The sequence below is a fragment of the Microvirga tunisiensis genome (genome assembly GCF_009296175.1).
Lineage (GTDB): Bacteria > Pseudomonadota > Alphaproteobacteria > Rhizobiales > Beijerinckiaceae > Microvirga > Microvirga tunisiensis.
In genome coordinates this window covers 1-24268 of the sequence record NZ_VOSK01000078.1, presented here as the reverse complement: position 1 = coordinate 24268, position 24268 = coordinate 1, and the positions used below count along the sequence as shown (strand labels likewise).

Here is a 24268-nt window from a genome sequence, read left to right as displayed (position 1 = left end):
ATCTCGCCCGGGCGGAGTTCGCAACGCTGCGGTTGCGCCTGCTCAAGATCGCCGTGCGGGTGCAGGAAACCACCAGCCGCATCCGACTGGCCTTTGCCTCGTGCTGTCCGGAAGCGGATCTCGTCCGGCGTCTTGCGAGCGCTCTGGCACCCCAGCCCCGGGCGGCCTCGCCCTGAGCGCCGGGGCTGCCATCGCCCCGGTCATCCCATCCCGTCCCTGCCAACGCGTTCCCCACGTTCCAGACCTTGCCGCGGTGAAAGAAACGCAGCGGATCGGCACGCCCGCGCTACCAAATAGGCCCCGAAACAAACTCTGGTGAATAGGAACGGTTAGCTGCTTGAAGGCACGAAAATCCCTGATCCGCATCACTTGGGCAACCAAAACGGGAATGACTCTTGTTGGCACTCCTCGGACGTAAGAGCCTGGTCAGCTTAGGCCGTCCCAGTCGACCTTCCCTGAAAATCTGGGCCGTTGCGGCTTGATCCGCTGCGAACCATTCCGTGGTTGGGGCATTTGCCTGGCCGGAGATCGGAACTCGATGGGCGGGGGGCTTTTATAACGCTGCTTTCGGGCGATTTGACGCACCTGCGGACCATCTTCCCATGGAGGCAGGGGGCTGGTAGAGCACTGGTATAAAAACTTTGCCTAGGGGCATGAATGAAAGCCTACGACGATACTGATAAGGCAAAGCATGAGCGGGCGAAGCAGCAAAGGCTGGAAGCCGTCGACGCCCGGCTGGCGCGGCATGAGAAAGTAACCTGGATCACCCTCATACTGGTCGTGATCTTGGCCGGGCTGTCGCTCGCCCTGCTGGTGACTCAGATCATCAATCGTTCAAACTAGTCACAAAATAAATCCGTAGGGGCCATGATGAACTTCCACACTCGTGATCTGCACCTTGCACGCCTGTGTAACGAGACGCTCGACCAGCCACTCATGGAGGGTGAGCGTGAAGCCATGATCGCCGCCGCGGCTCACAAACTGGAGGAGCTGTTCGACATCTTGCGCATCGATCACCGGAACGACCACAACACCCGTGAGACGCCCCAGCGGGTGGCCAAGATGTATGTCGAGGAGATCTTGGGGGGCCGCTACTCCGCCCCGCCGAAGATCACCGAGTTCGACAACGCTCAGGCTTATGATCAGCTCATCGTCACCGGGCCGATCGAGCTGCGCTCCATGTGCGCCCACCATCTGATGCCGATCTACGGGGCGGCTTAAGTCGGCATCCTGCCAGCTGCTGACGGCAAGATCATCGGCCTGTCGAAGTACGACCGCATCGTCGAGTACTTCGCCGCGCGCCTGCAGATCCAGGAGGAGCTGGTCAAGCAGATCGGCCACTACATCATGGAGATGACCGCTCCCCGTGGGCTGGCGGTGCGCATCAGCGCCGTGCACATGTGCAAGACCCAGCGCGGCGTGCGCGCCAGCCACCGCAGCCGCATGGTCAACACCTACTACTGGGGCGACATGGCCCAGGATGCTGCCCTCAAGGGCGAGTTCCTGCAGGAGTGCACCGCCCTCGACCGGGCCGGAGCAGCGTAGACCTGCCGCACCCAAGCGGCTCAGCCCGCTCTTCTCTCATGAGGCTCTCGAACCATGCGCTCGACTGGTGATCGCATCCGGCACGCCATCAGCTTTGAACTCGGCGGCCTTGCTCTGGTGTCGCCGCTCGGCGCGTGGGCCTTCGACCTGCCGCTGGCTGACCTCACCGTGGTCAGGATGGCCTGTGCCATCATCGCAACGGTTTGGACGTACGCCTACAATTTAGCTTTCGACGCTGTCCTGCAGCGTCTGAGCGGCGGACCTGGGAAGAGCATCCCCATGCGGGTCCTGCAGGCTGTCCTGTTTGAGGCAGGGCTCTTGGCCATGCTGACACCCCTCATGGCATGCTATCTCGGCATCAGCCTTGTCCAAGCCCTCCTGATGGACGTGGCGTTCGCCCTGGTCTACGTCCTGTACGCGTTCGTGTTCAATTGGGTTTACGATCGCATATTGAGCGTGCCTGCGCGGCAGGGGTCAGCGAGCCAACAGCCGAGTTCACCGGGGAATGCGTCAGGCTGGATCACAGGATGGATGAAGGGCAAGCCTGCCTGAGATGGGGTGAACTCTCACACCTTCCGACAGGCCTGACACTGGGCTAGGCCGCGAGGCTGCTGCTGATGGCAGCTTCACCGCGATAGATGCAGCCTTCCGATGAACCGGACATGCCGCGCTTGAGCTCGACCTCTTCGAGGTTGGGGAAGCGGGCCTTCACGAGCCTCCAGATATACGTGGTGACGTTCTCCAGCGAGGCGATGCCGATCTCAGGGTTGAGGTCCAGGTTGCCATGGTCCAGGCCCGATCCGTGCTCGCCTTTGATTTCCTTGATGTAGTTCTCGACGTCATAGAGATTGACCGGCCAGCCATAGACCTCGTCGACGGCCCCGCCGAAGGTGATTTTGACGATGAAGGTGTGCCCGTGCAGCCCGGAATAGGGAGCCACCGAGTGCGCAGCCTCGAACGTAAACTCGCAGTATGTCTTCATCAATCGTGCTCCTGGTCGTTGTTTTCTTTCGGGTGAAAAGTGTGCTGATCACATAAATCTTGGGTTAGACGGACAACACCCGAGGCCAATTTTGCTATCACAACGCAGTCTCTGCAGCCAAGGGTGAGCTGCGGTTTCGGGCGGCAAACAGTGTTGTCGTTCCCTGCAGCTGAAATCATGAGTGATGGTCGCAGAGCGCCCGGCCGCACGAGGGTGCCCGGTCGTGTACAGCTGAGTGCCTAGCCATCGATATGCTCTATGTTATCACCCTTGATTTAGGCTGACGGTGCCGATAACAGCGCGTCGAGTGAATAGACCAGCTCATGGGCCGGCTTGGGACGTCCGAAGTAGTAGCCCTGAGCCTCCGTGTAGCCCGCTGTCTGGACCTGTGTAAGCTGCTCCTTCGTCTCGATGCCCTCAGCAACAGTGGACATGCCAAGTCCAGCTCCAAGGCTTGCGATTGATCGTACAATCGTCATCGCATCACGCCGTGATGAGAGATCCCGCACAAAGGACCGATCGACTTTGATCCGGTCGAACGGAAAACTGCGAAGATAGCTGAGAGATGAATAGCCCGTCCCAAAGTCATCGATGGCAATCTGTACTCCTAGCCGGCGCAGCTCATGCAGAGCCGCCATTGTCGCTTCGTTCTCATCGAGCAGGGACGTTTCGGTGATCTCCAGTTCGAGTCGCCTTGGAGCAAGCCCGGTACTCTCCAGCGCATGGCGCACGCTTTGCACAAGGGTCCCGTTGCGAAACTGAACAGGCGAGAGATTGACGGCAACCTTGATGTCCCGTGGCCATTTGACTGCTTCAGTGCAAGCCGTTCGTATGACCCATTCGCCAAGCGGCGAAATCAACCCGATGTCCTCGGCGACCGGAATGTACTCTGCCGGCGAGACCTTGGCCCATTTGGGATGGCGCCAGCGAAGAAGCGCCTCAAAGCCGTTGATCTCATAGAGCCTGAGATCGACTTGAGGCTGGAAGAACAGCTCGAACTCATCGTTGGCCAGGGCTTTGCGCAAGTCGGTCTCAAGCGACCGGCGTGCATCCAACCGCGCTTCCATGCTTGGCTCGAAGTAGCAAAACATGCCACGCCCCTGAGATTTAGCCTCGTAGAGGGCGAGGTCTGCGCGCTTCAGCATCTGGTCGGGCGAGACAATGTCTGGTTCAACTGGAGCGATACCAACACTGGCGCCGATGACGATCTCACGCCCGTCAACAGAGTAGGGGGCGCTCAGCCGCTCCACAATGCGTCTCGCAAGAATGGTGCAGGGTTCGCGCTCGCCCGTAACCTTCTGGAGGATTCCGAACTCGTCGCCACCGAGGCGCGCGACCATGTCGCCATCGCGCAAGCAGTTCCGAAGGCGGTTAGCGACAACCTTCAAAAGCGCATCGCCAATCTCGTGACCTAAGGTATCGTTGACGCTCTTAAACCGATCGAGATCCAAGCATAGGGCAGCAAACCGGATCCCCTTCTGTTGCCGCCTGGTGAGATACGCCGCCAATCGCTCATGGAAGAGCGCGCGGTTCGCCAAGCCGGTCAATGCGTCGTGGCTGGCTGCATGGGCGAGATGACCGGTGAGAGCATGGAGGTCGCTATGTGCTCGTTCCAGCAACTGATTATGCCTGCTGAAGAGGCCGATCAGGATCAGACCAAGCAGGATCAGACCAAGCGATAGTCCCGAGAAGATCCAGTACAGGCGATTGAGCTCTTGCTGATCCTGGGCGATCCTCTCACCTCCACGGATTTGTGCGTAGGATGCGAGTTGCAGCAACCGTGGCTCCAGCGGCTCCAAGAGCTGAAGCGCCTGCTGAACGGAACCAGGGTGCTCGAGTTCGGCGATGAGAGGCTGCATCAAGACCAAGACATCAACGAGACGACGGAGAGTGGCCAGTTGATCAACATCGTCCTGAATGATGCTTTGGAAACGGCCCTCGATGAGGAGCTTCGCTCTGCTGAGAAGGATCTCGAACCGGAGTTCGACTTCGTCCTTATTGACGCCCCGGCCTTGGACATTGAACGCATCCAACCGGCGCTCAAGGCGCATAAACTCTGAAACCGCCTGGCTTGCGTGCCAAGCCGGATTATAGTGCGTAATATCTCCCAGGACCTTCTGACGTTCTGTCACCAGCACCGCGATATAGGCGCTCGCCAAGAGGAAGCAGACGGTGACGGCACCAAAAATCACTTTGAGTGTGCGCAGTGACACGGATACATCCTTGGAGATTATGCGCCGATCCTATCTCGACGCATCATGACGGAATACTGTTAAGTATCGGTAGATGTGCAAAACGCCTATGCTCCCGGCTCACCCGGGCAAAATTTAAGTTCCATAAAAAATGTTCAACGAAATTCGCCTGTAGGCGCAAAGCTAAGACGTCAGCCCGTCCTGCTATCTAAGAACAACTCCGCAAGACCATTGTCACTTCAACCCGTTTTTGATCTCATCTATTGCTCCCACAGCGAGAGTTGGATTGCGCGATTTCAATAGAGTTAGACCAGCCAGATTCCGGTCCAAAGCGGCATCTACCTGCTTGACGTGACATTGCTGGAAGCAAGCATCGGCCGAAAGCCAAGTGCTGTGAAATTGCCACGGGTGAAAGTGGAGCAATCTCAGTTCAGACGCCTGCCACTTTCAGCAAAAACGTGAAGGGAGTCGGCCTGGCCCGCAACAGACAAAACAGTTCCAGGCCTCACCTCGCTCGACCGCGGCAGTTCTACGGTCAGGAGACGGTCACCTCCGACATCGAGGTAGGCATAGGCCTGCCCGCCAAGTCGCTCTACGACAACAGTCTCGCCCGTGAGCCAAGCCTTGTCGGGATCGCAGACGCCTAAGTCCTCCGGCCGAATGCCTACCGTGATGGGCGCGCCATCTCCGGAATTCTGAAACGAGGATGCCGGAACCTCTATGATGTTATCTGTTTGAAGCCGCAGACCAAGGACGCCGTGGCGTTGCTCAGCCCGCAAATCGAACGTGTTCATAATCGGGCTGCCGATAAAACGGGCAACGAACAGCGTCTGTGGCCTGTGATAGAGATCAAGGGGCTGGCCGACTTGTTCTACGCGCCCGGCGTTCATGACAACGATCCGGTCGGCCAGTGTCATAGCCTCAACCTGGTCGTGGGTCACGTAAACCGTCGTGGCACGCATGCGGCGATGAAGCTTGGCCATTTCAAGGCGCATCTCCACTCGCAGGGCCGCATCCAGGTTGGACAAGGGCTCGTCGAAAAGGAACGCTTCCGGCTCACGGACGATTGCCCGACCCATAGCAACGCGCTGACGCTGACCACCCGAGAGCTGTCCCGGCAGGCGATCCAGCAGAGGTGTGATCTTAAGAGTCTCCGCAGCCGTGCCGACCCGATCCTTGATTTGGTCGGCAGGTGTATTTCGCATCTTGAGACCGAAAGCCATGTTGTCGCTCACGCTCATATGTGGATAGAGCGCGTAGTCTTGAAACACCATTGCTATGTTGCGGTCAGCCGGGGAAAGATCGTTCACTACGCTGTTGCCGATGCGCAGCGTACCTGATGTGATCTCTTCAAGACCGGCAATCATCCGCAGGAGGGTGGACTTCCCGCACCCCGAGGGCCCGACAAGCACGAGGAACTCGCCGTCGCCGATAGCGAGGTCAATCCCGTGGACTACGTCGACGCTCCCATAGCTCTTCTTGAGCTGTTCGAGCCTGATCTGGGCCATTTCCGTCTCCTCCATCAGCGGATCTTAGCTGATCCTAGTTGATTATCATTATCAATAATGGTAGTTGCGGTGAAGTGCAACCAGTAGCAAGACAATGATGGCAAGCCTCAACCTCCAACGGTCTCACCAGGCCTCTGCGCCTCGCCCGGCGAAATCCGGTGAGGTCTACGAGGCCGTGAAGCGGGAGATCATGTTGGGTGGGGTGGGGCCGGGTGAGCCGCTCATCGAGCTCGAACTCGCCGGAGTCTTCGGGTGCAGCCAGGGGCCAGTGCGCGAGGCACTCCTCCAGCTGCAAGAGGAGGGTCTCGTCATACGGCAGGGGCATCGCGGCACCCGGGTTGCCGACTGCACGGCGGATGAGGCCGTTGAAATGTTCCGGCTCCGTCAATCCATCGAATGCCGCGGTGTCGTCAGGGCCCTGCAGAGGCCGAGTCGAACGCTCGTCGCCGATCTCAAAAGGCTGATCGGCGGGATGGAGGAGGCGGCTCTGGAGGGTGACGAATACAAGCTCGCCGAGCACGATCGAGACTTTCATCGCCGTCTGCTGCGGGATGCCAATCTCCCGGCCCTCGAGCCGATCCTGCACCGGTGCCTCGTTCACAACCATCGTTTCAAGATCTCCCAGTCCACTGGAGAGCGGGATCTGGTGGCAACAGCCCGACGCCATTACACGATTCTCGAGTCAGTCGAGCGCGCGGACGGGGTTGCAGCCGCACAGGCGCTGGCGCACCACATCGCCACGATCGTGGACCTCGGCCCCGCAGTTTTCACGCACGGAGAGCAGTGATGCACGCGCGCCCAGAGGACCTTTCCACCGAATTGTCGCCTGAAATGGCCGCACTCATGCAACACGTCCTGGAGGAGGACGGACCTCAGCCCGATCCAACTCTGCTATCCGCAGCCGAGGGGCGCGCAGCGGCGGCGAAGGGCAACTGGCGCTGGAACGTCGACCTTCCAGCCATGGCCGATGTTCGCGAATATCACATCCCCGCTGATCTCAAACTCGGATCGGCCGAGTGCCGCACTAGAGTGCTGGTTCCCAAAAGCCGCATAGGCGGCGCCCTTCTTTTTGTGCACGGTGGGGGATTCGCCTTCTGCAGCCCCGAGACCCATGAACGATGCGCGCGTGTTCTTGCTGTTGAATCGGGCATGGCGGTCGTGGTGCCGGATTACCGGCTCGCACCGGAACATCCCTATCCCGCAGGCCTCATGGATGTTGTGGCGGTCCTGCGCGCGCTAACATCGGATCCATCATCCTTAGCGCTTGAGGCAGGACCTCTCCTGGTGTCGGGAGATTCCGCAGGCGCCAATCTTGCACTTGCAGCGATGATCCATGAGCAGCGTTCAGGGCGCAAGCTCCCCGAGGGAGCCCTTCTTTTCTATGGTGTCTACGCAGGCGATAACACGTTGCCCTCCTATATCCGCTTTGCGGAGGGGCCAGGCCTGACCAGCGCGAAGATGAAGCGGTATTGGGATTGGTATGTTCCGAACGAAGAGGACCGGCACAACCCGCTTGCCTCCCCCTTAAAGGCTTCGGATGCCGAACTCCGGGCGCTGCCACCCTTGTGGCTGCAGGCGGCGGGAATCGATCCGCTCCTGTCGGACACGCTCGCCCTCGGCCAGCGCTTGCGCGAGTTGGGACGAGACGACCCTGTGACTGTCATTCCAGGTGTCGTGCACGGATTTCTACAAATGACCGCCTCGCTTCAGGCGGCGCGGGATGCCTTGGCCGCGGCAGGGGCTGCCGCGCGAAAGTTGGCACAGACCAACGGATAAAAACACCAATCACTGCAATGGAGGAAACGATGAAGACGGTGATGAAGAAACTTTTGGCAGCCTGCAGCCTCGCGGCTGGCTTGGCTCTCGCAAGCGGCGCACAGGCGGAAACGGTGCGCTTCTGGTATCATTTCGACAATCCGGACAACCCGATGTCGAAGCTGGTCGAGAAATTCCAAACGCAGAATCCCGGCATCAAGATCGAAGCCAAGAACATCCCATGGAACAGCTACTACGACAACCTCTACACATCCATCGTCGGCGGCAATGCACCTGATGCGGCGATGGTGAAGCTCTTTGCCCAGCCGCGGCTCGTGGAAATGGGTGCATTGGAGCCGATCGGCGACCGGCTCGAGAAGTGGGCCGGCAAGGCCGACCTTCTCGATAACTTGCTCACTCTTAATAAGGGACCGGATGGTCAGCAGTACTATCTGCCGATCCAGTATGTGGTGCTCTACCTCTACTACCGCCCCGACCTGTTCAAGGCTGCCGGCCTCGAGCCGCCGAAAACCTGCGAGGAGTTTCTCAACGCCGCAAAGACGCTCACCAAGGCGCCCGACCAATACGGATTTGGATTCCGCGGCGGCAAGGGTGGTTGGGACCAATGGGGCACCTTCGTCTTCCCGAAAGGCGCCAAGTTCGAAAAGGGTGGCCTCACGACGCCGGAAGCGATTGCGGCCAACCAATGGCTCATTGATCTTCACCGCGTGCACAAAGTCTTCCCGCCGTCGGCCCCGAACGATGGATTCCAAGAAATCTTGGGCGCATTCAAGGGCGGCAAGACGGCAATGACCATTCACCATATCGGCTCATCAGCCGATATCGTGAAGGCGCTTGGCGATAAAGTGTCAGCAGCTCCCGTTCCCAAGTGCGGTGAGAAAGCCTGGACATCCTATGGCGACGAGTCCCTGGCTGTCTTCTCCTCTTCCAGTGCGAAGGACGCCGCCTGGAAGTGGATCTCGTTCCTCGCCGAAGGGGAGAACAATGTCCTCTTCAATCAGGCAACGGGTCAGCTTACCGTCACGAAGAGCGGATCAAAGAACTGGAAGCTGCATGAGCAGCGATTCGTCGACGCGACGGTTGCCTCACTGCCGTTCGCGGCGGTCCTGCCCCAAACATCGGCCACGGCGGATTTCGTGAACACCGTATGGCCCACGACCATGCAGCGGGCGCTGACAGGTCAGATCAGCGCTGAGCAGATGATGAAGGAGATCGAGACACTCCTCGCATCTCAGTAAACGCTTCGCTGCGACTGCGCCCTATGGGGCGCAGTTCGTCCCGCTTCGACAAGAGATTTGGCCCATGTCCCTTACTGCAGCCTTGTCGGACCATGCGGCGCCGGCGCGCGCGTGGCGCAACCGCCTGCTCCCCTACGGCCTGCTCACGCCCGCCGTTCTGGTAACTGTCGTGATTGTCTTCCTGCCGATGATTGAGGCGGTCGTCACGAGTCTGTACGAATTCGTGCTGTTCAGGCCCAATGCGGCCCGCTTTGTGGGCTTGGGCAACTACATCAAGCTCGTCCAGGATCCCGTTTTCTGGATCACCCTCAAGCATACGGCTATCTGGATCGGCCTGACGGTCCCACTGCAGATGGGACTTGGGCTGATTGCAGCACTGATTCTCAACCGTCAGTTCCCCTGGCGCGGGCTCGCCCGAGCCCTGGTGATCATCCCGTGGGCGCTGCCCAGTGTTGTAATCGCGCTGATGTGGCGCTGGATCTACGATGCCAATACGGGCGTCCTGAACGAGATCCTGTTGCGCCTGTCGATCATTCAGTCCGCGATTCCGTGGCTCGCCGACCCTGACAAGGCTCTTTACGCGGTGGTTGTGACCCTCACCTGGCAAGGATTCCCGTTCTTCGCGGTCATGATTCTTGCCGGTCTCCAGGGCATTCCCAGAAGCCGCTACGAGGCCGCATCCATTGACGGCGCAAGCGCATGGCGGCAGTTCCGTCACGTGACCTTGCCCGGTATCGCGGGCGTGCTCGCGACCGCAGGCCTCCTGCGCATCATCTGGGTTGCCAACTCCATCGATGTGATTTTCGTGATGACCGGCGGCGGGCCTGGCTATGCAACCCAGACGCTACCTCTCTATGCCTTTGTCAAGGCACGACAGAACCTAGATTTTGGCTACGGCACCACCATCGCTGTGATGTTCACGCTGCTGCTGGGCGTTGTCGTTGCCATCTACATTGCACGCACGTCGCGGGAGGTCGAGCGATGATAGGCAAGCCAACCTTAACCCGGCGCATCCTGACGACCGACCTTCCGGCGCTCGGCATCGTTCTTTTGGCCCTCGGACCGTTCCTATGGATGCTGATGACGTCCTTTACGCCACAGGAGAGGCTTGCCGCCGTGGGCGTCGCCATCAGCCCGGTTAGCTGGTCCCTGGAGAACTATCTGCGCCTTATCTCCCGAACCTCGTTCCTCGGCAATATGGTCCACAGCCTCATCGTGGCGGCAGGAACAACCGTGCTCGGCCTCTTCGTCTCGGTTACCGCAGCCTATGCCTTCTCGCGGTTCCGTTTCGCCGGTCGTCGGGTGTTGATGATGCAGTTCCTTCTGGTGAACATGTTCCCGGTGGTGCTGCTGATCCTACCGCTCTTCGTCATGATGCGGCGCTTAGGTCTTCTCGACACCCATGCGGCCCTCATCATCGCCAATGCGACGGTAGCCATCCCGTTCTCCGTCTGGATGCTGACGAGCTATATCAACGCGATTCCTAAGAGTCTCGACGAGGCTGCGATGACCGATGGTTGCAGCAGACTTCAGGCACTCAGGCGGGTCATTCTGCCGCTGGCTATGCCGGGCATCATCTCGACCGGCATCTACATCTTCATCACCGCATGGAACGAGTATCTCTATGCTCTTACGCTCGGCGGGCGGAACGTGCGCACGGTCACCGTCGCCGTCCAGACCTTGATCGGCGAGTACCAGATCGAGTGGGGTCTGCTCTCCGCAGGCGGCGTGGTGGGCGCCCTGCCGGCCACGATCCTGTTTCTCATCGCCCAGCGCCGCCTGATCGGTGGGCTTACGCAAGGCGCCGTTAAAGGCTGATCCGCGATCACGAAATCAAAGCAAGGACGATCATGAACCCTATCGGTCTAATATCCATGCAATACGCCCGGCCCTTCACGGCCGAACACTTTCCGCTCTTCGGACAGATGAAGTCTTTCGGCTTCGACTTCGTTGAGCTCCTCGTGCCCGAGCCAGGCGAGATCGATCTGAACGCTGCGCGTCGCGCCCTCGATGACGCCGGTCTTGCCGTGGTTTTGGCGGCGCGAGTCAATCTCCAGCGCAACCTAGCAAGCGAGGATCGAACAGCCCACTACTCAGGTATCGATTATCTGCGCTATGCCGCCGACTGTGCTGCGGCATTAGGCGCCAAGATCGTGGGTGGTCCCCTAACAGGCAACCCATTGGTGTTCGCGGGTCGCCCGCCCGCTCCGGTCGAGGAGAGCGAGCGGCTTGCCCGTAAAGAGCGTTGCGTGACCGGCTTGCAGAAGGCCGGCCAATATGCGGCCTTGATTGGCATTGAACTTGCTATCGAGCCTCTCAACCGCTTCGAGAGCGATGTGCTTTGCACCACCCAGCAGGCTATGGAGCTTCTTGACGCCGTCGACCACCCGGCGATTGGATTAATGCTCGATACGTTCCACATGCACATGGAGGAAGCCTCAATCCCAGAGGCTATTCGCCTCGCGGGCTCCCGCACCATCCATTTCCAGGCAAACGAAAACCATCGTGGCTTTCTGGGAACCGGGTCAACTGACTGGGTCGAGGTCTGCCGCGCGCTCCACGATGTCGGCTATGCCGGCCCGATCTCCCTTGAGCCTTTCCGTCGCAACGATGATCGCTTCGGGGTTCCTTTCGCCCAATGGCGGCCTCCGCACGAGGACGAGAGCGAGCGACTTGCCGATAGCGTCTCCTTCCTGAAGTCCCACCTGAACCTGACGAGATATCGCCGATGACCCTCAAAGTTGGCTGGATTGGTTGCGGTACCCACGCAACCCAGATGCTGCTCCCTCAGTTCGTGCGCCACGACGTTGAGATCATCGCTCTGTGCGATGTCGACGGAACGCGGCTGGCCCAGGCAGGCCGGCAGTTCGGGGTGAAAAACCTGCTTTCGAACGCCTACGAGCTCATCAACACCCCTGGCATCGACATAGTGGGCATGGCCGTTGGCCCGGACCAGCACCTCGCCTTCGGCAAGGCTGCGCTCGAGCGCGGCCTTCCTGTCTTTATGGAAAAGCCGCCGGCCGCCACGGCCGAAGGAGCGCGCGAGCTTCTGAGAGCCTCCGAGCGCAGCGGCAAGCCGCTGGTCCTCGGGTTCATGAAGCGCTATTCGATCGGCAACCGGATCGCCCACAACATCATCGCATCCGGACGTTTTGGACGAGTCTTGGGCCTGACCGGCTATTACATGACGGCCCCAACCTATTTTGCGGGCAATGTCGATTACTCAGGCTTCTTCCTGCACCACTGCGTCCACTACATGGACCTTGTGTCGTTCTTCGTCTCGCCGGTGCGTGAGATGAATGCCCGCAAAGTCGAGGCGGCTCCTGGGCGGGTCCTTTTCCACGTGGATCTAGGCTTCGAGTGCGGTGCAATCGGCACCATCGCCATGGGAACGATCCAGTCGCGCGGCACACCCGTCGAGCGGATCGAGCTGATGGGCGACCATCAGCGGCTAGAGATCGATGACGTCGTTGAGGTCCGGTGGGACCGGAACCCACCGTTCAAGACCGACGATCTCGCGGCAACGTTGAATGACGACGTTGATACCCTGACCTGGAAGCCCAACTTCACCGCAGCAGCCAATGAAGATCACAAGGGCTATCACGCCCTTCTGACGGATGCGGTGAAGCTATTCCGCGGGGAGGCGTCTGCAGCGCCGACAATCACGGACGGCGTTGTGGCGATGGAGCGATTAGAGAGGCTTCGGCAACTGCTTGAGCTTTAGGATCAGTCTCTGGCTAAGTACCGAGCGGATTACAGAGATCCCAAACCCGCCTTGTGGCGGGTTTTTTCATGGGCAGTCACCATGGACGATAGGTTGCGGCCTTGTCGCGATTGCCGACGGCGAACAAAAGAGGATCTGTCGCAACAATTTGTTTCAGAGTTTCAGCTACTGCTCCCTTGGCTCAGATAAGGAGGGAAGCAGTTTCAAGGGCAGGCATTTTGATCGTTCGGTGATCCTGCTCCGCGTCCGGTGGCATCTGGCCTATAGCCTTAGTCTACGCGACCTCGAGGAGATGATGGCCGAGCGAGGGATCTCTGTCGACCAAGCGACCGTGCATCGCTGGGTTGTGCGCTACTCGCCCGAATTGCTGGAGCGGTTCAACCGGCGCAAGCGAGCCGTCACCGGCAAGTGGCACGTCGACGAGACATATATCAAGGTCCGCGGGCATTGGACGTATTTCTATCGGGCCATCGACAGTAATGGCGACACGGTCGAGTTCTGGTTCAGCGAGCGGCGCAACCTCACGGCTGCCAAGCGGTTCCTGCGCCAAGCTCTGAAGTGGCATGGTAGGCCTGAGAGGATCGTGATCGACGGAAGCCAAACCAATCGGGAAGCCATCCTGTCGTGTGATGCCGAGAGTCGGCTGCAGGACCGGTCAGGACGCAGGCTCAAGACGATCAGGATCCGGCAGAGTCAATATCTCAACAACCGCATCGAGCAGGATCACCGCGCTGTCAAACGCCGCGTGCGATCGATGCTCGGCTTCAAGGCCGTTGACAGCGCTCGGGTGATCTTGGGTGGGATCGAGATGATCCACATGATGCGCAAAGGACAGGCGAAGTACGCCTGCAGGCAGCAGCTGTCGCTCGCCGAGCAGTTTCACCTGCTCGCCACATAAGGGCAGCACGGTGCACCTGCTACTTCCCCGCCCCTGTGCCGGATTTGCGACAGAACCGTTGTTTCCAAGTTGTTCTTAGCGCCGTTGTAAAAGTGGAACTTGTATCGCTCGATCCCCAGAGCATCCTGTTGCTAACGACAGCAGATACGAAATGGGGATCACATGCGCTTGTTTCCATTATCCAGGGTCGCGAGCCGCCGCTGCGTGCTCGCCGGCGTAATCGCCTTCGTCGCTGCCGGATCGCCGGCCCTCGCACAACAGGTCGTCACGATCCAGATGGATGGCGGCGCCTTTGCCAAAGCCATGCGGGAAGCGGTTCTCGATCCGGCGGAGAAGGAACTCGGGATCAAGATCTCAGTCGATAGCAATTCCGGCAACGGGATCGCCGATCTTCGCGCGCAGGTGGCCTCGGGCCGACCAGCCGTCGATATCATGAGTCAGGGCGGCTACAGCGCGCCCATGGTCGAGCGCGAGGGCCTTCTCGAGCCGCTCGACTACAAGATGATCGACGTGTCCGGCATGCCGCAATCCAGCTACGGCAAGAGCTGGATTGCGGCCTATGAGTTCACCGCACTGATCGCTTGGAGCACCGAGACGTTCAAGGACAAGAAGCCGGCAGGCTGGGCCGCTTTGTGGGATGTCAAGACTTATCCCGGCAAGCGCTCGCTGCGCCGGCGCCCCCTCTACGCGCTCGAGGCCGCCATGATTGCGGACGGCGTCGCGCCAGCCGATGTTTATACAGCCCTTTCGGCGCCCGGCGGCCTCGACCGCGCCTTCAAGAAGCTGGAGGAGATCAAGCCGCACGTCGCCGCCTGGTGGACCTCCGGGGCCCAGTCCATGCAACTCATGAAGGATGGAGAGGCTGATATCGGCGTGCTCTGGGATGGGCGTGCCAAGGCACTGAAGAACAGCGGTGCGGAGGTCGATTTCACCTATGACCAGCAGATCCTCCAGTTCGACTGCTGGGTGATTCCGAAGGGCGCTCCGAACCGCGACGCGGCTATGAAGCTGATGGCCTATATGGCGAAGCCGGAGCCACAGGCACGCTTCGCCGTGGCCGTTGGCGGCTATCCCCCAGCCAATCCAAAGGCCTATGACACCGGGATCATCTCGGCCGACGCCGTCAAGCAGATGGCGGGCACGCCGGAACGGCGCAAAAACGCGATCGTGCAGGACGTGTCCTGGTGGGCGAACAACATTGAGGCCGTGGAAAAGCGCTTCACGAGCTTCCTGCAGCAGTAGCCCGCCGGAGGCCGGCGAATTGATGCGGCGGCACGCCGTGCCGCCGCCGCGCTCGGAGAAGAACATAGATGATGGCTGAGAAACGTGCCATGAAGCGACGGGAGTCAGTTCCGATTGAGATCGAGAACGTCACCAAAACCTACGGCTCCATGACCGCGCTCGATAATGTCTCGCTGTCGATCGCGCGCGGCGAGTTCGTGTCGATTCTTGGTGCGTCGGGCTCTGGCAAGACGACGCTGCTGATGGCGATCGCGGGTTTCACCATGCCGAGTTCGGGGCGCATCCGCTTCGGCGAGCGCGACGTCACGCTGACCGAACCGCACAAGCGCAAAATCGGGATGGTCTTCCAGAACTACGCCCTGTTCCCGAACATGACGGTAGGCGGGAACATCGCATATCCGCTGCGCCTGCGGAAGCTGCCGGCGGTGCAGATCGCCGCGAAAGTGAAGCGCGCTCTGCAGACCATTCAGCTGGACGGGTTCGCAGAGCGCCGCATTGACCAGTTGTCCGGCGGGCAGCGCCAGCGCGTCGCGCTCGCGCGAGCGATCGTCTTCGAGCCGGACATCCTGTTGATGGACGAACCGCTCTCGGCGCTCGACAAGAAGCTGCGCGAGCAGATGCAAATCGAGGTACGGCACCTGCATCAGGATCTCGGCCTGACGACTGTTTTCGTCACGCATGACCAGCGCGAGGCCTTCACCATGTCCGATCGGGTCGCGCTGATCGACAAGGGCCAGTTCGTGCAGATCGGCGCTCCGAGCGAGCTCTACAACCGGCCGGCCTCGCGGTTCGTGGCTGATTTCGTCGGCCAGTCCTATTTCCTTCCCGTGGCCGTCTCAGGCGATGAGGCATCATTTGCCGGGCAGCGGCTACTGCTGCCCGGCCCCTTGTCCAGCCCAGTCTCCCGGCAGTTTCTCGTCATCCGGCCAGAATATCTCGAGATTTCCGAGGATGACCCCCGTCCCGGCGAGAACATCCTGCGCGGGATCTTCAAGGAACTGATCTTCCAGGGCGAGAGCTCGCTGGCTTTCGTCGGCTTGCCCGATGGCCAAGACATCGGGCTTCGCCTGTCAGGGCGTCAAGTTGAGAGCATCCGTAATCTCGCGTTCGGCTCGTCCGTGAATCTGGCGCTCGCCGCCGAGCAGACCTTGGTGCTTCCATGAGCGAGGCGGGAGCCAAGCCGCGCCCAAACGAACTCGAGATTGTGCGCAGCGAACGAAGCCAAGCCAGGATGTTCGCCTGGCTGTCGGGGCCTGCGCTGCTCGTCATCCTCGTCGTCGTGATCGGTCCGGCGCTGTGGCTGCTGGCCTATTCCTTCTGGGGGCGAGATGGCCTCACGCTCGCGAACTTCGCCGAGCTGATGACCCCGAGCTATGCGCAATCCATGCTGACGACGGTGAAGCTGGCCGTTCTGGTGACGGTGCTGTGCGCTGTTCTCGGCTACCCGCTAGCCTACCTGCTGCTTCTCCTGCGCCCTGGCTTGCGAGCACTGCTGTTCTGCTTTGTGCTGTTCCCGCTCTGGACCTCCGTCCTCGTTCGAACCTATGCGTGGCAGGTCATCCTCCAGCGTCGCGGCGTGCTCAACAAGATGCTGATAGCAGCGGGGTGGATCGAGCAGCCCCTGTCGTTGGCCAACAGCTTCAGCGCGACGATCATCGGCATGGTGCATGTCATGCTCCCCTTTCTAATCATGCCTCTCTACGCGTCCATGAAGGCGATCGATCCAAGCCTGATGATGGCGGCGGCCAATCTTGGGGCCTCTCGCACCCGGGCATTCTGGTCCGTCTTCGCGCCAATGTCGCTGCCCGGCCTCGCCGCCGGGATGATCATCGTCTTCGTACTCGCGCTCGGATTCTACGTGACGCCCGCGCTGCTCGGCGGCGGCCGGGTCATTACCTGGGCGATGCGCATCGAACAGAGCCTGATGATTAGTTCTGACTGGGGCGCCACCAGTGCGTTGGGGGTGGCCCTCATCCTGGTCGCCGGCGCCATCATGGCCTGCATGGCGAAGTTCGGCGGTCTGCGAAACGCGCTGGGAGCCCACTCATGATTGCCTCCATAGCGCTTCGCCGCATCTGGCTCTACGCCGTCGCGATCACGGTCGCGCTATTTCTCGTCCTGCCGATCCTCATCATCATCCCGATGAGCTTCTCCGATTCGGAGTTCCTGACATTCCCCCCGCCGGGCTGGTCGCTGCGATGGTACCAGCAATATTTCAGCAGCGCGGAATGGCACCGGGCGACGGCGATCTCGCTTCAGGTCGCAGTCGCCACCACCGTGCTCTCGGTCTCCTGTGGCACGATCGCCGCCTATGGCTTACATCTCGGCCGCAGCCGCTTCGCAGCGAGGCTCGTCGGCATCATACTTCTGCCTGCAGTTATTCCGGCGGTGCTGATCGCAGTCGGCGTCTTCGTGTTCTATTCGCGCATCGGGCTCAACAATACTCTCGCCGGGCTCGTGCTGGCACATACGGCGCTCGCTTTGCCATTCGTCATCCTCCTGATCGGCGCAGGGATGAGACAGTTCGACTGGAATCTCGATCTGGCGGCGCGCAACCTGGGCGCGAACCGCATGCAGGCCTTCGACGACGTCATCTTTCCGCAGGTGAAGTTCTCGATCATCGCCGCAGCGCTCATCGCGTTTCTGACGTCCTTCGACGAGGTCGTCGTCTCGATTTTCATCTCGAGCGGTGAGCGAGCGACGCTCACCAAGAAGATGTTCAGTTCGCTGCGGGACGAGACGGATCCGGTGATCGCCGCAATCGCGTCGCTGCTGATCCTGCTCTCCATCGTCGTTATGGCTGCTGCGCAGCTCGCCCCGCGCGCCGCAGGACGAAGCCGCCGTGACGTCAGCAGCCCGATCGACCGGGGGGCCTCCGCGGGATGACGCAGTCGCCGCCATAGCCTGGTCGTCCGGCGACGCGCCGCTGCGTTGGGCTGCGTCGCGCTTCCTCACGGTCATCCGCGGCACGCCGCTATTGATCCTAGCCTCCATCCTCTTCTATGGCCTCGGAAACCAGTTCGCCCCGGTCCCTTCGTACGCCACAGCTTCGCTTGGCCGTTCCTGCGAGAGGGCTACTGGTATGCCTTCGCGGCGCTGACGCTGAGCTTCTCGGCCAATGCCGACGAGATCCTGCGCGGCGTGTAGAGCGTGCCTCGGAGCGAGATCGAGGCCGCCAAGTCGCTCGGCCTGCAAGGCTGGACGATCTTGTTGCTGATCATCATTCCGGGCGCGTTCCGGATTAGCTTTCCCACCTTCGGCGGTCAGAACATCATGCTGCTCAATTCCATCGTCCTGATCTCGACAATCACGGTCATGGACCTGCTCGGAACGGCGAACTACATTCGCATCCAGACCCGGGTCTATTAGACGCTACTGGCGCAAACTGAGGACCCTAACCTGTGCAGCACTCATGCGGCAGCCACCACGGGAGATCGATAGATCTCTGCCTTGGCTAGAAGCGCCCAAGCAATCCGAGCCGTCTTGTTGGTCAGAGCCACTGAGACCAGCCAAACTGGTTAGCCAGGAGACTGTTGATCCAAGCTTTATTCACCGCTGTCTTCGTACGGGCATAGCGCATGACGACCGTGGCCCCGACCACCAGCAGCGTTCGCGAGTAGCCATCACCCATCTTCGAGATCCGCCCCAATCGCTCCTTGCCGCCCGACGGGTTCTGCCGCGGTGTAAGTCCCAGCCAAGCGGAAAACTCCCGACCGGAGCAGAAACCGGGATGGTCTAAATGCTACTTGTCTCCCGGTGACGGGAGTCGCCTACGGATCTCATTGGCAAAGCCTTGGCCGAACTTCAGGGCCCACTGGCGCACTGTCTCATAGCTGACCTCAGTGCCTCGCGCGTCAGCACCTCTTCGACCAGGCGCAGGTGCCGCTGCTTGCTGTGGGCTATCGTTCGGCCGAGGCCGCCCAGAGGTTGATGCCGGCATCCACCGCGTAGTGGTCGATCTGCGCGAGTTCATCGTCGCTAAACGACAGATGGCCCAGCGCCGCCACGCATTCGGTGACCTGTTCCGCCCGGCTCGCGCCAATCAGGGCAGAGGTGATGCGGTTGCCGCGCAGGGCCCAAGCGAGCGCCATTTGGGCAAGAGACTGGTTGCGGCTCGCCGCCATCTCATTCAGCGCGGTAATGCGCTTCAGATTGTCCGCGCTGAGGAAGCCCGGACGGAAGGACGGCGCATTGTTCGCGCGGCTCTCTACCGGGATTCCATCAAGGTATTTGGAGGTCAGCAGGCCCTGCGCCAGCGGCGAGAATACGATCGTCCCGATTCCTTCTTGCGCGACGACGTCAAGCAGCCCGTCCTCTTCGATCCAGCGGTTGAGCATCGAATAGCTCGGCTGATGAATCAGGCAGGGCGTTCCCAGACGGCGCAGGATCGCCGCCGCTTCACGGGTGCGCTTGGAATTATAGGAGGAGAGGCCGACATAGAGCGCCTTCCCCTGACGCACGGCGGCATCCAGCGCTCCCATGGTCTCCTCGAGCGGAGTCTCTGGGTCGAAGCGATGCGAATAGAAGATATCTACATAGTCGACGTTGAGACGCTTCAGGCTCTGGTCGAGGCTGGAGAGCAGCGATTTGCGACTCCCCCATTCCCCGTAGGGCCCGGGCCACATCCGATAGCCGGCCTTGGTCGAGATCACGATCTCGTCGCGATGGGCCGCGAAGTCCTCGCGCAAGATCCTGCCGAAGGCGGTCTCCGCTGAGCCCGGAGGCGGCCCGTAGTTGTTGGCGAGATCAAAATGGGTGATGCCAAGATCGAAAGCGGTCCGGCAGATGTCTCTGCCGGTTGATGCCTGCGTTGTCTCACCGAAATTGTGCCAGAGCCCCAAGGAGAGAGCTGACAATTTCAAACCGCTTCGACCGCAGCGATTATAGATCATCGTATCGTATCGCGTCTGGCTCGGCATAGTTATTGGTCTCGACGATTGATGTAAACCTGCATCCGTTGTGCGCTGACTCGCAGCTGGCGAACAAGCGCCACTTGGCGCAGCAGGGCAGGGGCCAATCCCAGGGCAAGTGGCTCCCGCGGCCGATCGCAATGTGGAGCTTGTTCACGCCGGTCGCTGCTGTCGAATATTGGCACGAACTCCGCGGTGGGGATGGATATGGCAGAGAGCGATATTGACATGGCAATCGTCGGCGCTGGCGCGGCGGGGATCGCGGCTGCGCGACGGGTGGTGGCGGCAGGCAAGAGTTGCATACTCCTGGAAGCGCGTAAGCGTGCGGGCGGCCGAGCCTGGACCGTGCATGCCCCGGACGGCTCGGTCATCGATCTCGGCGCGGCATGGATGCATTCGGCCGAGCAGAACCCGATGGTGCCGCTGGCGCGTAGCGTCGGATCGCCGATCAGCACCCGCAACCAGGACGATTGGCCCAAGCGGCTGAGACTAAGCGGCCTCAGCCCGTCGGAGATCGCCGATTTTAGCCAGGCGCAAGACGCCTATCTCGCGCGCGTCGATGCGGCGGCCCAACTGTCCGAAGACCGTCCGATCGCCGCCTGCCTCGACACGGGTTCACGTTGGAATCCCCTTTTATCTGCGATGACGACCTGGAACACCGGGTCGAGCCCCGACAAGGTCTCGACGACGGCGCGGCGCTATCGTTCCTATACCGGCACGAACTGGCGGCCGGAGCATGGCTATGGCCATCTGCTCGAACAATTGGCCGGCGGCCTTCCGATCGCGTTCGGAGCGCCGGTCACGATGATCGACTGGTCGGGACAATCGGTCCGCGTGACCGCAGGCGACATGACGCTACGGGCGAGCTGCGTCATCCTGACGGTTCCTCCGAGCGTGCTTGCGGCCGAAGCCGTGACATTCTTCCCAAAATTGCCGGCCGCCAAAGTCACCGCGATCGAGGAGCTGCCGCTGGGGGTGAATAACAAGATCTATTTCCATCTGCCTGAAACGATCGACGGGCTGCCCGACGACACGCATTTCGTCGGCTCCCTGACCAACAGCGCCACGGGCTCCTATCAGATCCGCCCGATGGGCCGCCCGTTGCTCGAGATGTTCCTTGGAGACGCCATTGCCAGGACGCTCGAGAGCGAGGGCGCGGCGGCCATGGCCGACTTCGCTGGCAGCGAAATCAGGCAGGTCTTCGGCAGCGGGGCGGTCAAGCCGCTCGCGCCTGTCGCGGCGAGCGGATGGCTGAACGATCCCTATTCGCGCGGCGGATATTCCTACGCGATGCCGGGCCGCGCCGAACAGCGGGACGTGCTCGCTGCCCCCGTCGGCGAGCGGCTGTTCTTTGCCGGGGAAGCCTGCTCGAAGAACTGGCATTCCACCGTTCATGGCGCTTGGACCACCGGTGAAAAGGCCGCCGCCGCAGCCCTGGCTCACCTCGATGAAGGATCGCTCCGATGACGACAGACGCACCCGCCCCGCCGCGCGAAGGAACCGCAGCCTCGTCTCCATTGATCGACTTTTCCCTGCCGCTGGACGCGCTGTCGGCACCTGCATGGCTTTCCGGCGAGCTAGGGGCGCTGAATGACGGCCGCCGCTACCGCTTCGTCGATGCCGACAACCGCGTGGCAAACGGCGAGGTCGAGGGGGGAGCTCTGTCGCTCACGATCGCCTCGTTTCCCCATCACGAATTTACGCTGGTGCGCCGCGGGCAGCTGCGCCTCGTGATCGCGGGACATGAGGAGTTGCTTGAAGCGGGTGACGCGGCCGTGGTGCCGAAGGGGCTCGCCTGCCGCTGGTCCCAATCCGCCGACCTGCAGCGTGTCTTCATGATCCACGAGGGACAGCATGCGGCTGTCGCTCCCAGGCAGCTGGCGCGCATCGCGGCATTCGGCCCTCTTGGCCCCGGGAGCGCGCCACCGGCCGACTCGCTGCTGACGGAGCCGCCGCCTGTCGCGCAGAGCCGCGTGGATTTCAAAGATGAGAGCGGCCAAATGCTCGCCGGCGTTTGGCGTTGCGGTGCCTATCGCCGCAAGCCGCTCGCGGCCCAGCAACATGAACTGATGCAGATCGTTGAAGGCACGCCTGATGTCGACGGCGAAGACGGTACCAGACTGCGCAGCTTCGCGCCGGGCGACATCTTCTTCACTGCCAAGGGCGCGCGTTATTCGCTCGGGTCCGGCGGAGCCTTCCAGAAAATCTTCTGCGTGTTCAAGCAGGCCGGCTGAACGACATCGCCCCTCCGGCATTGGGCTGCCTGCTCTCGGGGAGCCGACTTGAGATGCACTCGCAGCTGATCCTCCAAGAGACCGCTTCGTAGCTTCGAGGACGACGGCGCGGTGCCTCGGCCTCTCCTCGGCAGCTTAGTGCGCATGCTCCTTGAGCAGCCTGCCCAGCTTTTCCATGCCCAGTTCGATCTCGCTGCTGTCGAACGCGCCATAGCCGAGCAGCAGGCCCTGCCGAAGCGTGCCGAGCGCACTGAAGCGGGACAGAAACCCCAGTTGCAGCCCGATGGCCGCCGCGTCTTGCTCGAGGGCCGCCTCGTCCACCGGTATCTTCAGCCACCCGATCATCTGAGTTCCCTGGGACGCCGGATCGAGTTCGACGAACTCTCCAATATGCCGCGCCGCGGCGTAGAGCATCTGCTGCCGTCGCTGGTCGTAGACCTTCCGCATGCGGCGGATGTGCTGCGCGAGATGGCCTTCGGTGATGAAATCCGTGATCACGACCTGCTCGATCAGCGGGGCGAACCCTCCGGCGATGGCGCGCGCGCCAACCACCGCCTCGACGAGGCGATCCGGCACGACCGCGTAGCCGAAGCGCAGAGATGGGAACAGGATTTTGTTCAGCGAGCCGAGATAGATCACCGAGTCGCTGGTATCCAGCGTCTGCAGTGCCGGCAGGATGTTCGTCTGCTGGATGAAGTCCTCAGCGCTGTCGTCTTCGATGATCCAGCCGTTCTTGGCTTCCAACACCGCCAGCAATTGGCGCCGCCGGGCGAGGCTCATTGTCGTCCCGAGCGGCAATTGCTTATCGGGAAAGACATACGCCGTCCGGCATTCGGGATGGCACGCCTCGGCCAGATGAGCATCGAAGCCCTCGCTGTCGATCGCGACGGGCTTCGCCTCGACGGAGGCCGCGCTGAGCGACATGCGTACGCGCGGCGGGCTAGGGTCGCTCAGCCAGACGGTCTCGCCGGGGGAGGTGAGCACCCGCAGGATGATGTCGCGCGCCTGTTGTGGGCCAGCGAAGATCACGATGTTGCGGCTTGTGCAGCGAAGGCCTTTCGCAGTGCTGACGAAGGCGGCGATCGCCTCCCGCAGTTGGGGATAGCCCGCGGCATCGCACTCGCCCAGCATTCGGGCCGGATCGCCCGCCAGCACGTCGATCGCGCGGCGCGTCAGGCGCATCCACAGCTTGAGCGGAAACTCGTCGATCGCCGGATAATCAGCCCGGAAGGGCTTCGGATAGGAAAGGGTCCGGATGAAGCCGGGAATCTCGCGATAGCGATCTGGACCCGTCTCGTGGATATCCTTGACCATGCTCTCGCGCTTTGAAGGCCGCCTGCCGGATGGCGCCTGGGCCGGAGACTGAGGCGCCGGCTGGGTTTGCGCGACGTAGGTCCCCGAACCCCGCACCGTTTCGAGATAGCCCTCGACGAGAAGCTCCTGGAAAGCCAGCAGGACCGTGTTGCGCGACAGCCCGGCGCTCTTGGCCAGGGTTCTCGATGAGGGCATGCGGGAACCGCGCTGGATGGCTCCGGATTGGATGTCCGCCCTGAGATTCTCGTAGAGCTGGACGTGGAGCGGCGCGCCCGATCTGTCGAGACCCGCGCCGAGGCCGAGGACCAGGCTGCGCCATCCCAGCGACACCTGGGATCGGGCATGGGTCCGCTCGGCGGCACGCATCCGCGAGGGCATTGCGACGCCGTAGCTGGAAGCTTTTTTATGCTCGGGCCGCATGATGTGATCCTGATACCATCGATCTGTTACGCTCTTGCGGGGGTGCTGGCAGATTGGCAAGGGTCCGGGGCCTATACCGGGGCCTCGGACATGGACACTGAATCACTCCTCGGATCAAATTAGTAGGTCTTCACTCTAGAGCGCGTTGACATTCAGGCTTTCGACGGACTCGCAAATCTGATTCAAGCTCCTTTTGGGCGCGGAGGCTTGGGTGAGCGGAGTTCGTCTGATGTTGAAAGATCACCAGTGGGATCGGATGGAGCCGCATTTGCCGGGCAAACGCAT

The 24268-nt window shown here is 61.2% G+C and carries 23 protein-coding genes and 3 pseudogenes; 19 read left to right on the top strand and 7 right to left on the bottom strand.

Going from position 1 to position 24268, the window contains the following annotated elements:
* The 4 genes and pseudogenes from FS320_RS19035 to FS320_RS19015 all read left to right on the top strand — a co-directional run.
* Nucleotides 1–176 (top strand): transposase (locus FS320_RS19035; protein ID WP_192926244.1); only part of this gene is annotated, 176 nt, incomplete at its 5' end.
* Nucleotides 177–657: 481 nt separating this feature from the next.
* Complete coding sequence (locus FS320_RS19030; RefSeq protein WP_152713380.1) at nucleotides 658–843, top strand: hypothetical protein; 186 nt, start codon at nucleotides 658–660, stop codon at nucleotides 841–843.
* Nucleotides 844–867: 24 nt separating this feature from the next.
* A pseudogene (gene folE, locus FS320_RS48005) lies at nucleotides 868–1545 on the top strand (GTP cyclohydrolase I).
* Between the two features lie 54 nt (nucleotides 1546–1599).
* Nucleotides 1600–2097: a PACE efflux transporter gene (locus tag FS320_RS19015; protein ID WP_152713377.1), complete on the top strand. Its 498-nt coding sequence runs from the start codon at nucleotides 1600–1602 to the stop codon at nucleotides 2095–2097.
* 43 nt (nucleotides 2098–2140) lie between these two features.
* On the opposite strand, the gene FS320_RS19010 is transcribed toward FS320_RS19015, so the two are convergent.
* The 3 genes from FS320_RS19010 to FS320_RS19000 all read right to left on the bottom strand — a co-directional run bounded on the left by FS320_RS19010 (nucleotide 2141) and on the right by FS320_RS19000 (nucleotide 6227).
* On the bottom strand, nucleotides 2141–2527 hold the full coding sequence (locus FS320_RS19010) for a 6-carboxytetrahydropterin synthase (RefSeq protein ID WP_152713376.1): 387 nt from the start codon (nucleotides 2525–2527) through the stop codon (nucleotides 2141–2143).
* Between the two features lie 275 nt (nucleotides 2528–2802).
* Nucleotides 2803–4740 (bottom strand): EAL domain-containing protein, encoded by a 1938-nt coding sequence (locus FS320_RS19005; RefSeq protein ID WP_152713375.1) that lies wholly within the window; start codon nucleotides 4738–4740, stop codon nucleotides 2803–2805.
* A 404-nt stretch (nucleotides 4741–5144) separates the two neighbouring features.
* Nucleotides 5145–6227: an ABC transporter ATP-binding protein gene (locus FS320_RS19000; protein WP_152713374.1), complete on the bottom strand. Its 1083-nt coding sequence runs from the start codon at nucleotides 6225–6227 to the stop codon at nucleotides 5145–5147.
* A 94-nt stretch (nucleotides 6228–6321) separates the two neighbouring features.
* Here FS320_RS19000 and FS320_RS18995 point away from each other — a divergent pair, with 94 nt between their 5' ends.
* The 13 genes from FS320_RS18995 to FS320_RS18935 all read left to right on the top strand — a co-directional run bounded on the left by FS320_RS18995 (nucleotide 6322) and on the right by FS320_RS18935 (nucleotide 18474).
* Nucleotides 6322–7014, top strand: coding sequence for a GntR family transcriptional regulator (locus FS320_RS18995; protein ID WP_244627222.1), 693 nt, complete (start codon nucleotides 6322–6324; stop codon nucleotides 7012–7014).
* On the top strand, nucleotides 7014–8003 hold the full coding sequence (locus FS320_RS18990; protein ID WP_152713373.1) for an alpha/beta hydrolase: 990 nt from the start codon (nucleotides 7014–7016) through the stop codon (nucleotides 8001–8003). The genes FS320_RS18995 and FS320_RS18990 overlap by 1 nt, the downstream gene beginning before the upstream one ends.
* Nucleotides 8004–8032: 29 nt before the next feature.
* Nucleotides 8033–9241 carry an ABC transporter substrate-binding protein gene (locus tag FS320_RS18985; RefSeq protein ID WP_152713372.1) on the top strand — a complete coding sequence of 403 codons (1209 nt, stop codon included), beginning with the start codon at nucleotides 8033–8035 and terminating at the stop codon, nucleotides 9239–9241.
* A 64-nt stretch (nucleotides 9242–9305) separates the two neighbouring features.
* A complete protein-coding gene (locus FS320_RS18980; RefSeq protein WP_152713371.1) occupies nucleotides 9306–10226 on the top strand; it encodes a carbohydrate ABC transporter permease in 921 nt (306 codons plus the stop codon).
* The gene (locus FS320_RS18975; RefSeq protein WP_152713370.1) at nucleotides 10223–11059 is read left to right on the top strand and encodes a carbohydrate ABC transporter permease; all 837 of its coding nucleotides are present in this window, start codon (nucleotides 10223–10225) and stop codon (nucleotides 11057–11059) included. The genes FS320_RS18980 and FS320_RS18975 overlap by 4 nt, the downstream gene beginning before the upstream one ends.
* A gap of 32 nt (nucleotides 11060–11091) precedes the next feature.
* Complete coding sequence (locus tag FS320_RS18970) at nucleotides 11092–11973, top strand: sugar phosphate isomerase/epimerase family protein (RefSeq protein ID WP_152713369.1); 882 nt, start codon at nucleotides 11092–11094, stop codon at nucleotides 11971–11973.
* The gene (locus FS320_RS18965; RefSeq protein ID WP_152713368.1) at nucleotides 11970–12965 is read left to right on the top strand and encodes a Gfo/Idh/MocA family protein; all 996 of its coding nucleotides are present in this window, start codon (nucleotides 11970–11972) and stop codon (nucleotides 12963–12965) included. Before FS320_RS18970 ends, FS320_RS18965 begins: the two co-directional genes overlap by 4 nt.
* 148 nt (nucleotides 12966–13113) lie before the next feature.
* Entirely contained in the window at nucleotides 13114–13863 is a 750-nt protein-coding gene (locus FS320_RS18960) for an IS6 family transposase (RefSeq protein ID WP_152713367.1), read from the top strand.
* A gap of 162 nt (nucleotides 13864–14025) precedes the next feature.
* Nucleotides 14026–15105: an ABC transporter substrate-binding protein gene (locus tag FS320_RS18955; protein ID WP_152713366.1), complete on the top strand. Its 1080-nt coding sequence runs from the start codon at nucleotides 14026–14028 to the stop codon at nucleotides 15103–15105.
* Between the two features lie 68 nt (nucleotides 15106–15173).
* A complete protein-coding gene (locus FS320_RS18950; RefSeq protein WP_244627221.1) occupies nucleotides 15174–16268 on the top strand; it encodes an ABC transporter ATP-binding protein in 1095 nt (364 codons plus the stop codon).
* Complete coding sequence (locus FS320_RS18945) at nucleotides 16265–17155, top strand: ABC transporter permease (protein ID WP_152713365.1); 891 nt, start codon at nucleotides 16265–16267, stop codon at nucleotides 17153–17155. Before FS320_RS18950 ends, FS320_RS18945 begins: the two co-directional genes overlap by 4 nt.
* Nucleotides 17152–17991 carry an ABC transporter permease gene (locus FS320_RS18940; RefSeq protein ID WP_152713364.1) on the top strand — a complete coding sequence of 280 codons (840 nt, stop codon included), beginning with the start codon at nucleotides 17152–17154 and terminating at the stop codon, nucleotides 17989–17991. Before FS320_RS18945 ends, FS320_RS18940 begins: the two co-directional genes overlap by 4 nt.
* A 264-nt stretch (nucleotides 17992–18255) precedes the next feature.
* On the top strand, nucleotides 18256–18474 hold the full coding sequence (locus FS320_RS18935) for an ABC transporter permease subunit (RefSeq protein ID WP_152713363.1): 219 nt from the start codon (nucleotides 18256–18258) through the stop codon (nucleotides 18472–18474).
* 41 nt (nucleotides 18475–18515) lie between these two features.
* Here the strand turns inward: FS320_RS18935 and FS320_RS18930 are convergent.
* The 3 genes and pseudogenes from FS320_RS18930 to mgrA form a co-directional block, all read right to left on the bottom strand.
* Nucleotides 18516–18829 (bottom strand): annotated as a pseudogene (locus tag FS320_RS18930) (transposase); the annotation flags it as partial.
* A 21-nt stretch (nucleotides 18830–18850) separates the two neighbouring features.
* Nucleotides 18851–18984, bottom strand: a pseudogene (locus tag FS320_RS48000) (IS6 family transposase); the annotation flags it as partial.
* A 20-nt stretch (nucleotides 18985–19004) separates the two neighbouring features.
* Complete coding sequence (gene mgrA / locus FS320_RS18920) at nucleotides 19005–20024, bottom strand: L-glyceraldehyde 3-phosphate reductase (protein ID WP_152713362.1); 1020 nt, start codon at nucleotides 20022–20024, stop codon at nucleotides 19005–19007.
* 198 nt (nucleotides 20025–20222) lie between these two features.
* On the opposite strand from mgrA, the gene FS320_RS18915 reads away from it, so the two are divergent.
* Complete coding sequence (locus tag FS320_RS18915; RefSeq protein WP_162003148.1) at nucleotides 20223–21482, top strand: flavin monoamine oxidase family protein; 1260 nt, start codon at nucleotides 20223–20225, stop codon at nucleotides 21480–21482.
* A 50-nt stretch (nucleotides 21483–21532) separates the two neighbouring features.
* Complete coding sequence (locus tag FS320_RS18910) at nucleotides 21533–22249, top strand: cupin domain-containing protein (RefSeq protein ID WP_152713360.1); 717 nt, start codon at nucleotides 21533–21535, stop codon at nucleotides 22247–22249.
* 135 nt (nucleotides 22250–22384) lie between these two features.
* Here FS320_RS18910 and pdxR read toward each other — a convergent pair whose 3' ends face one another.
* The gene (gene pdxR, locus FS320_RS18905) at nucleotides 22385–23983 is read right to left on the bottom strand and encodes a MocR-like pyridoxine biosynthesis transcription factor PdxR (RefSeq protein WP_152713359.1); all 1599 of its coding nucleotides are present in this window, start codon (nucleotides 23981–23983) and stop codon (nucleotides 22385–22387) included.
* Nucleotides 23984–24268: the final 285 nt, after the last annotated feature.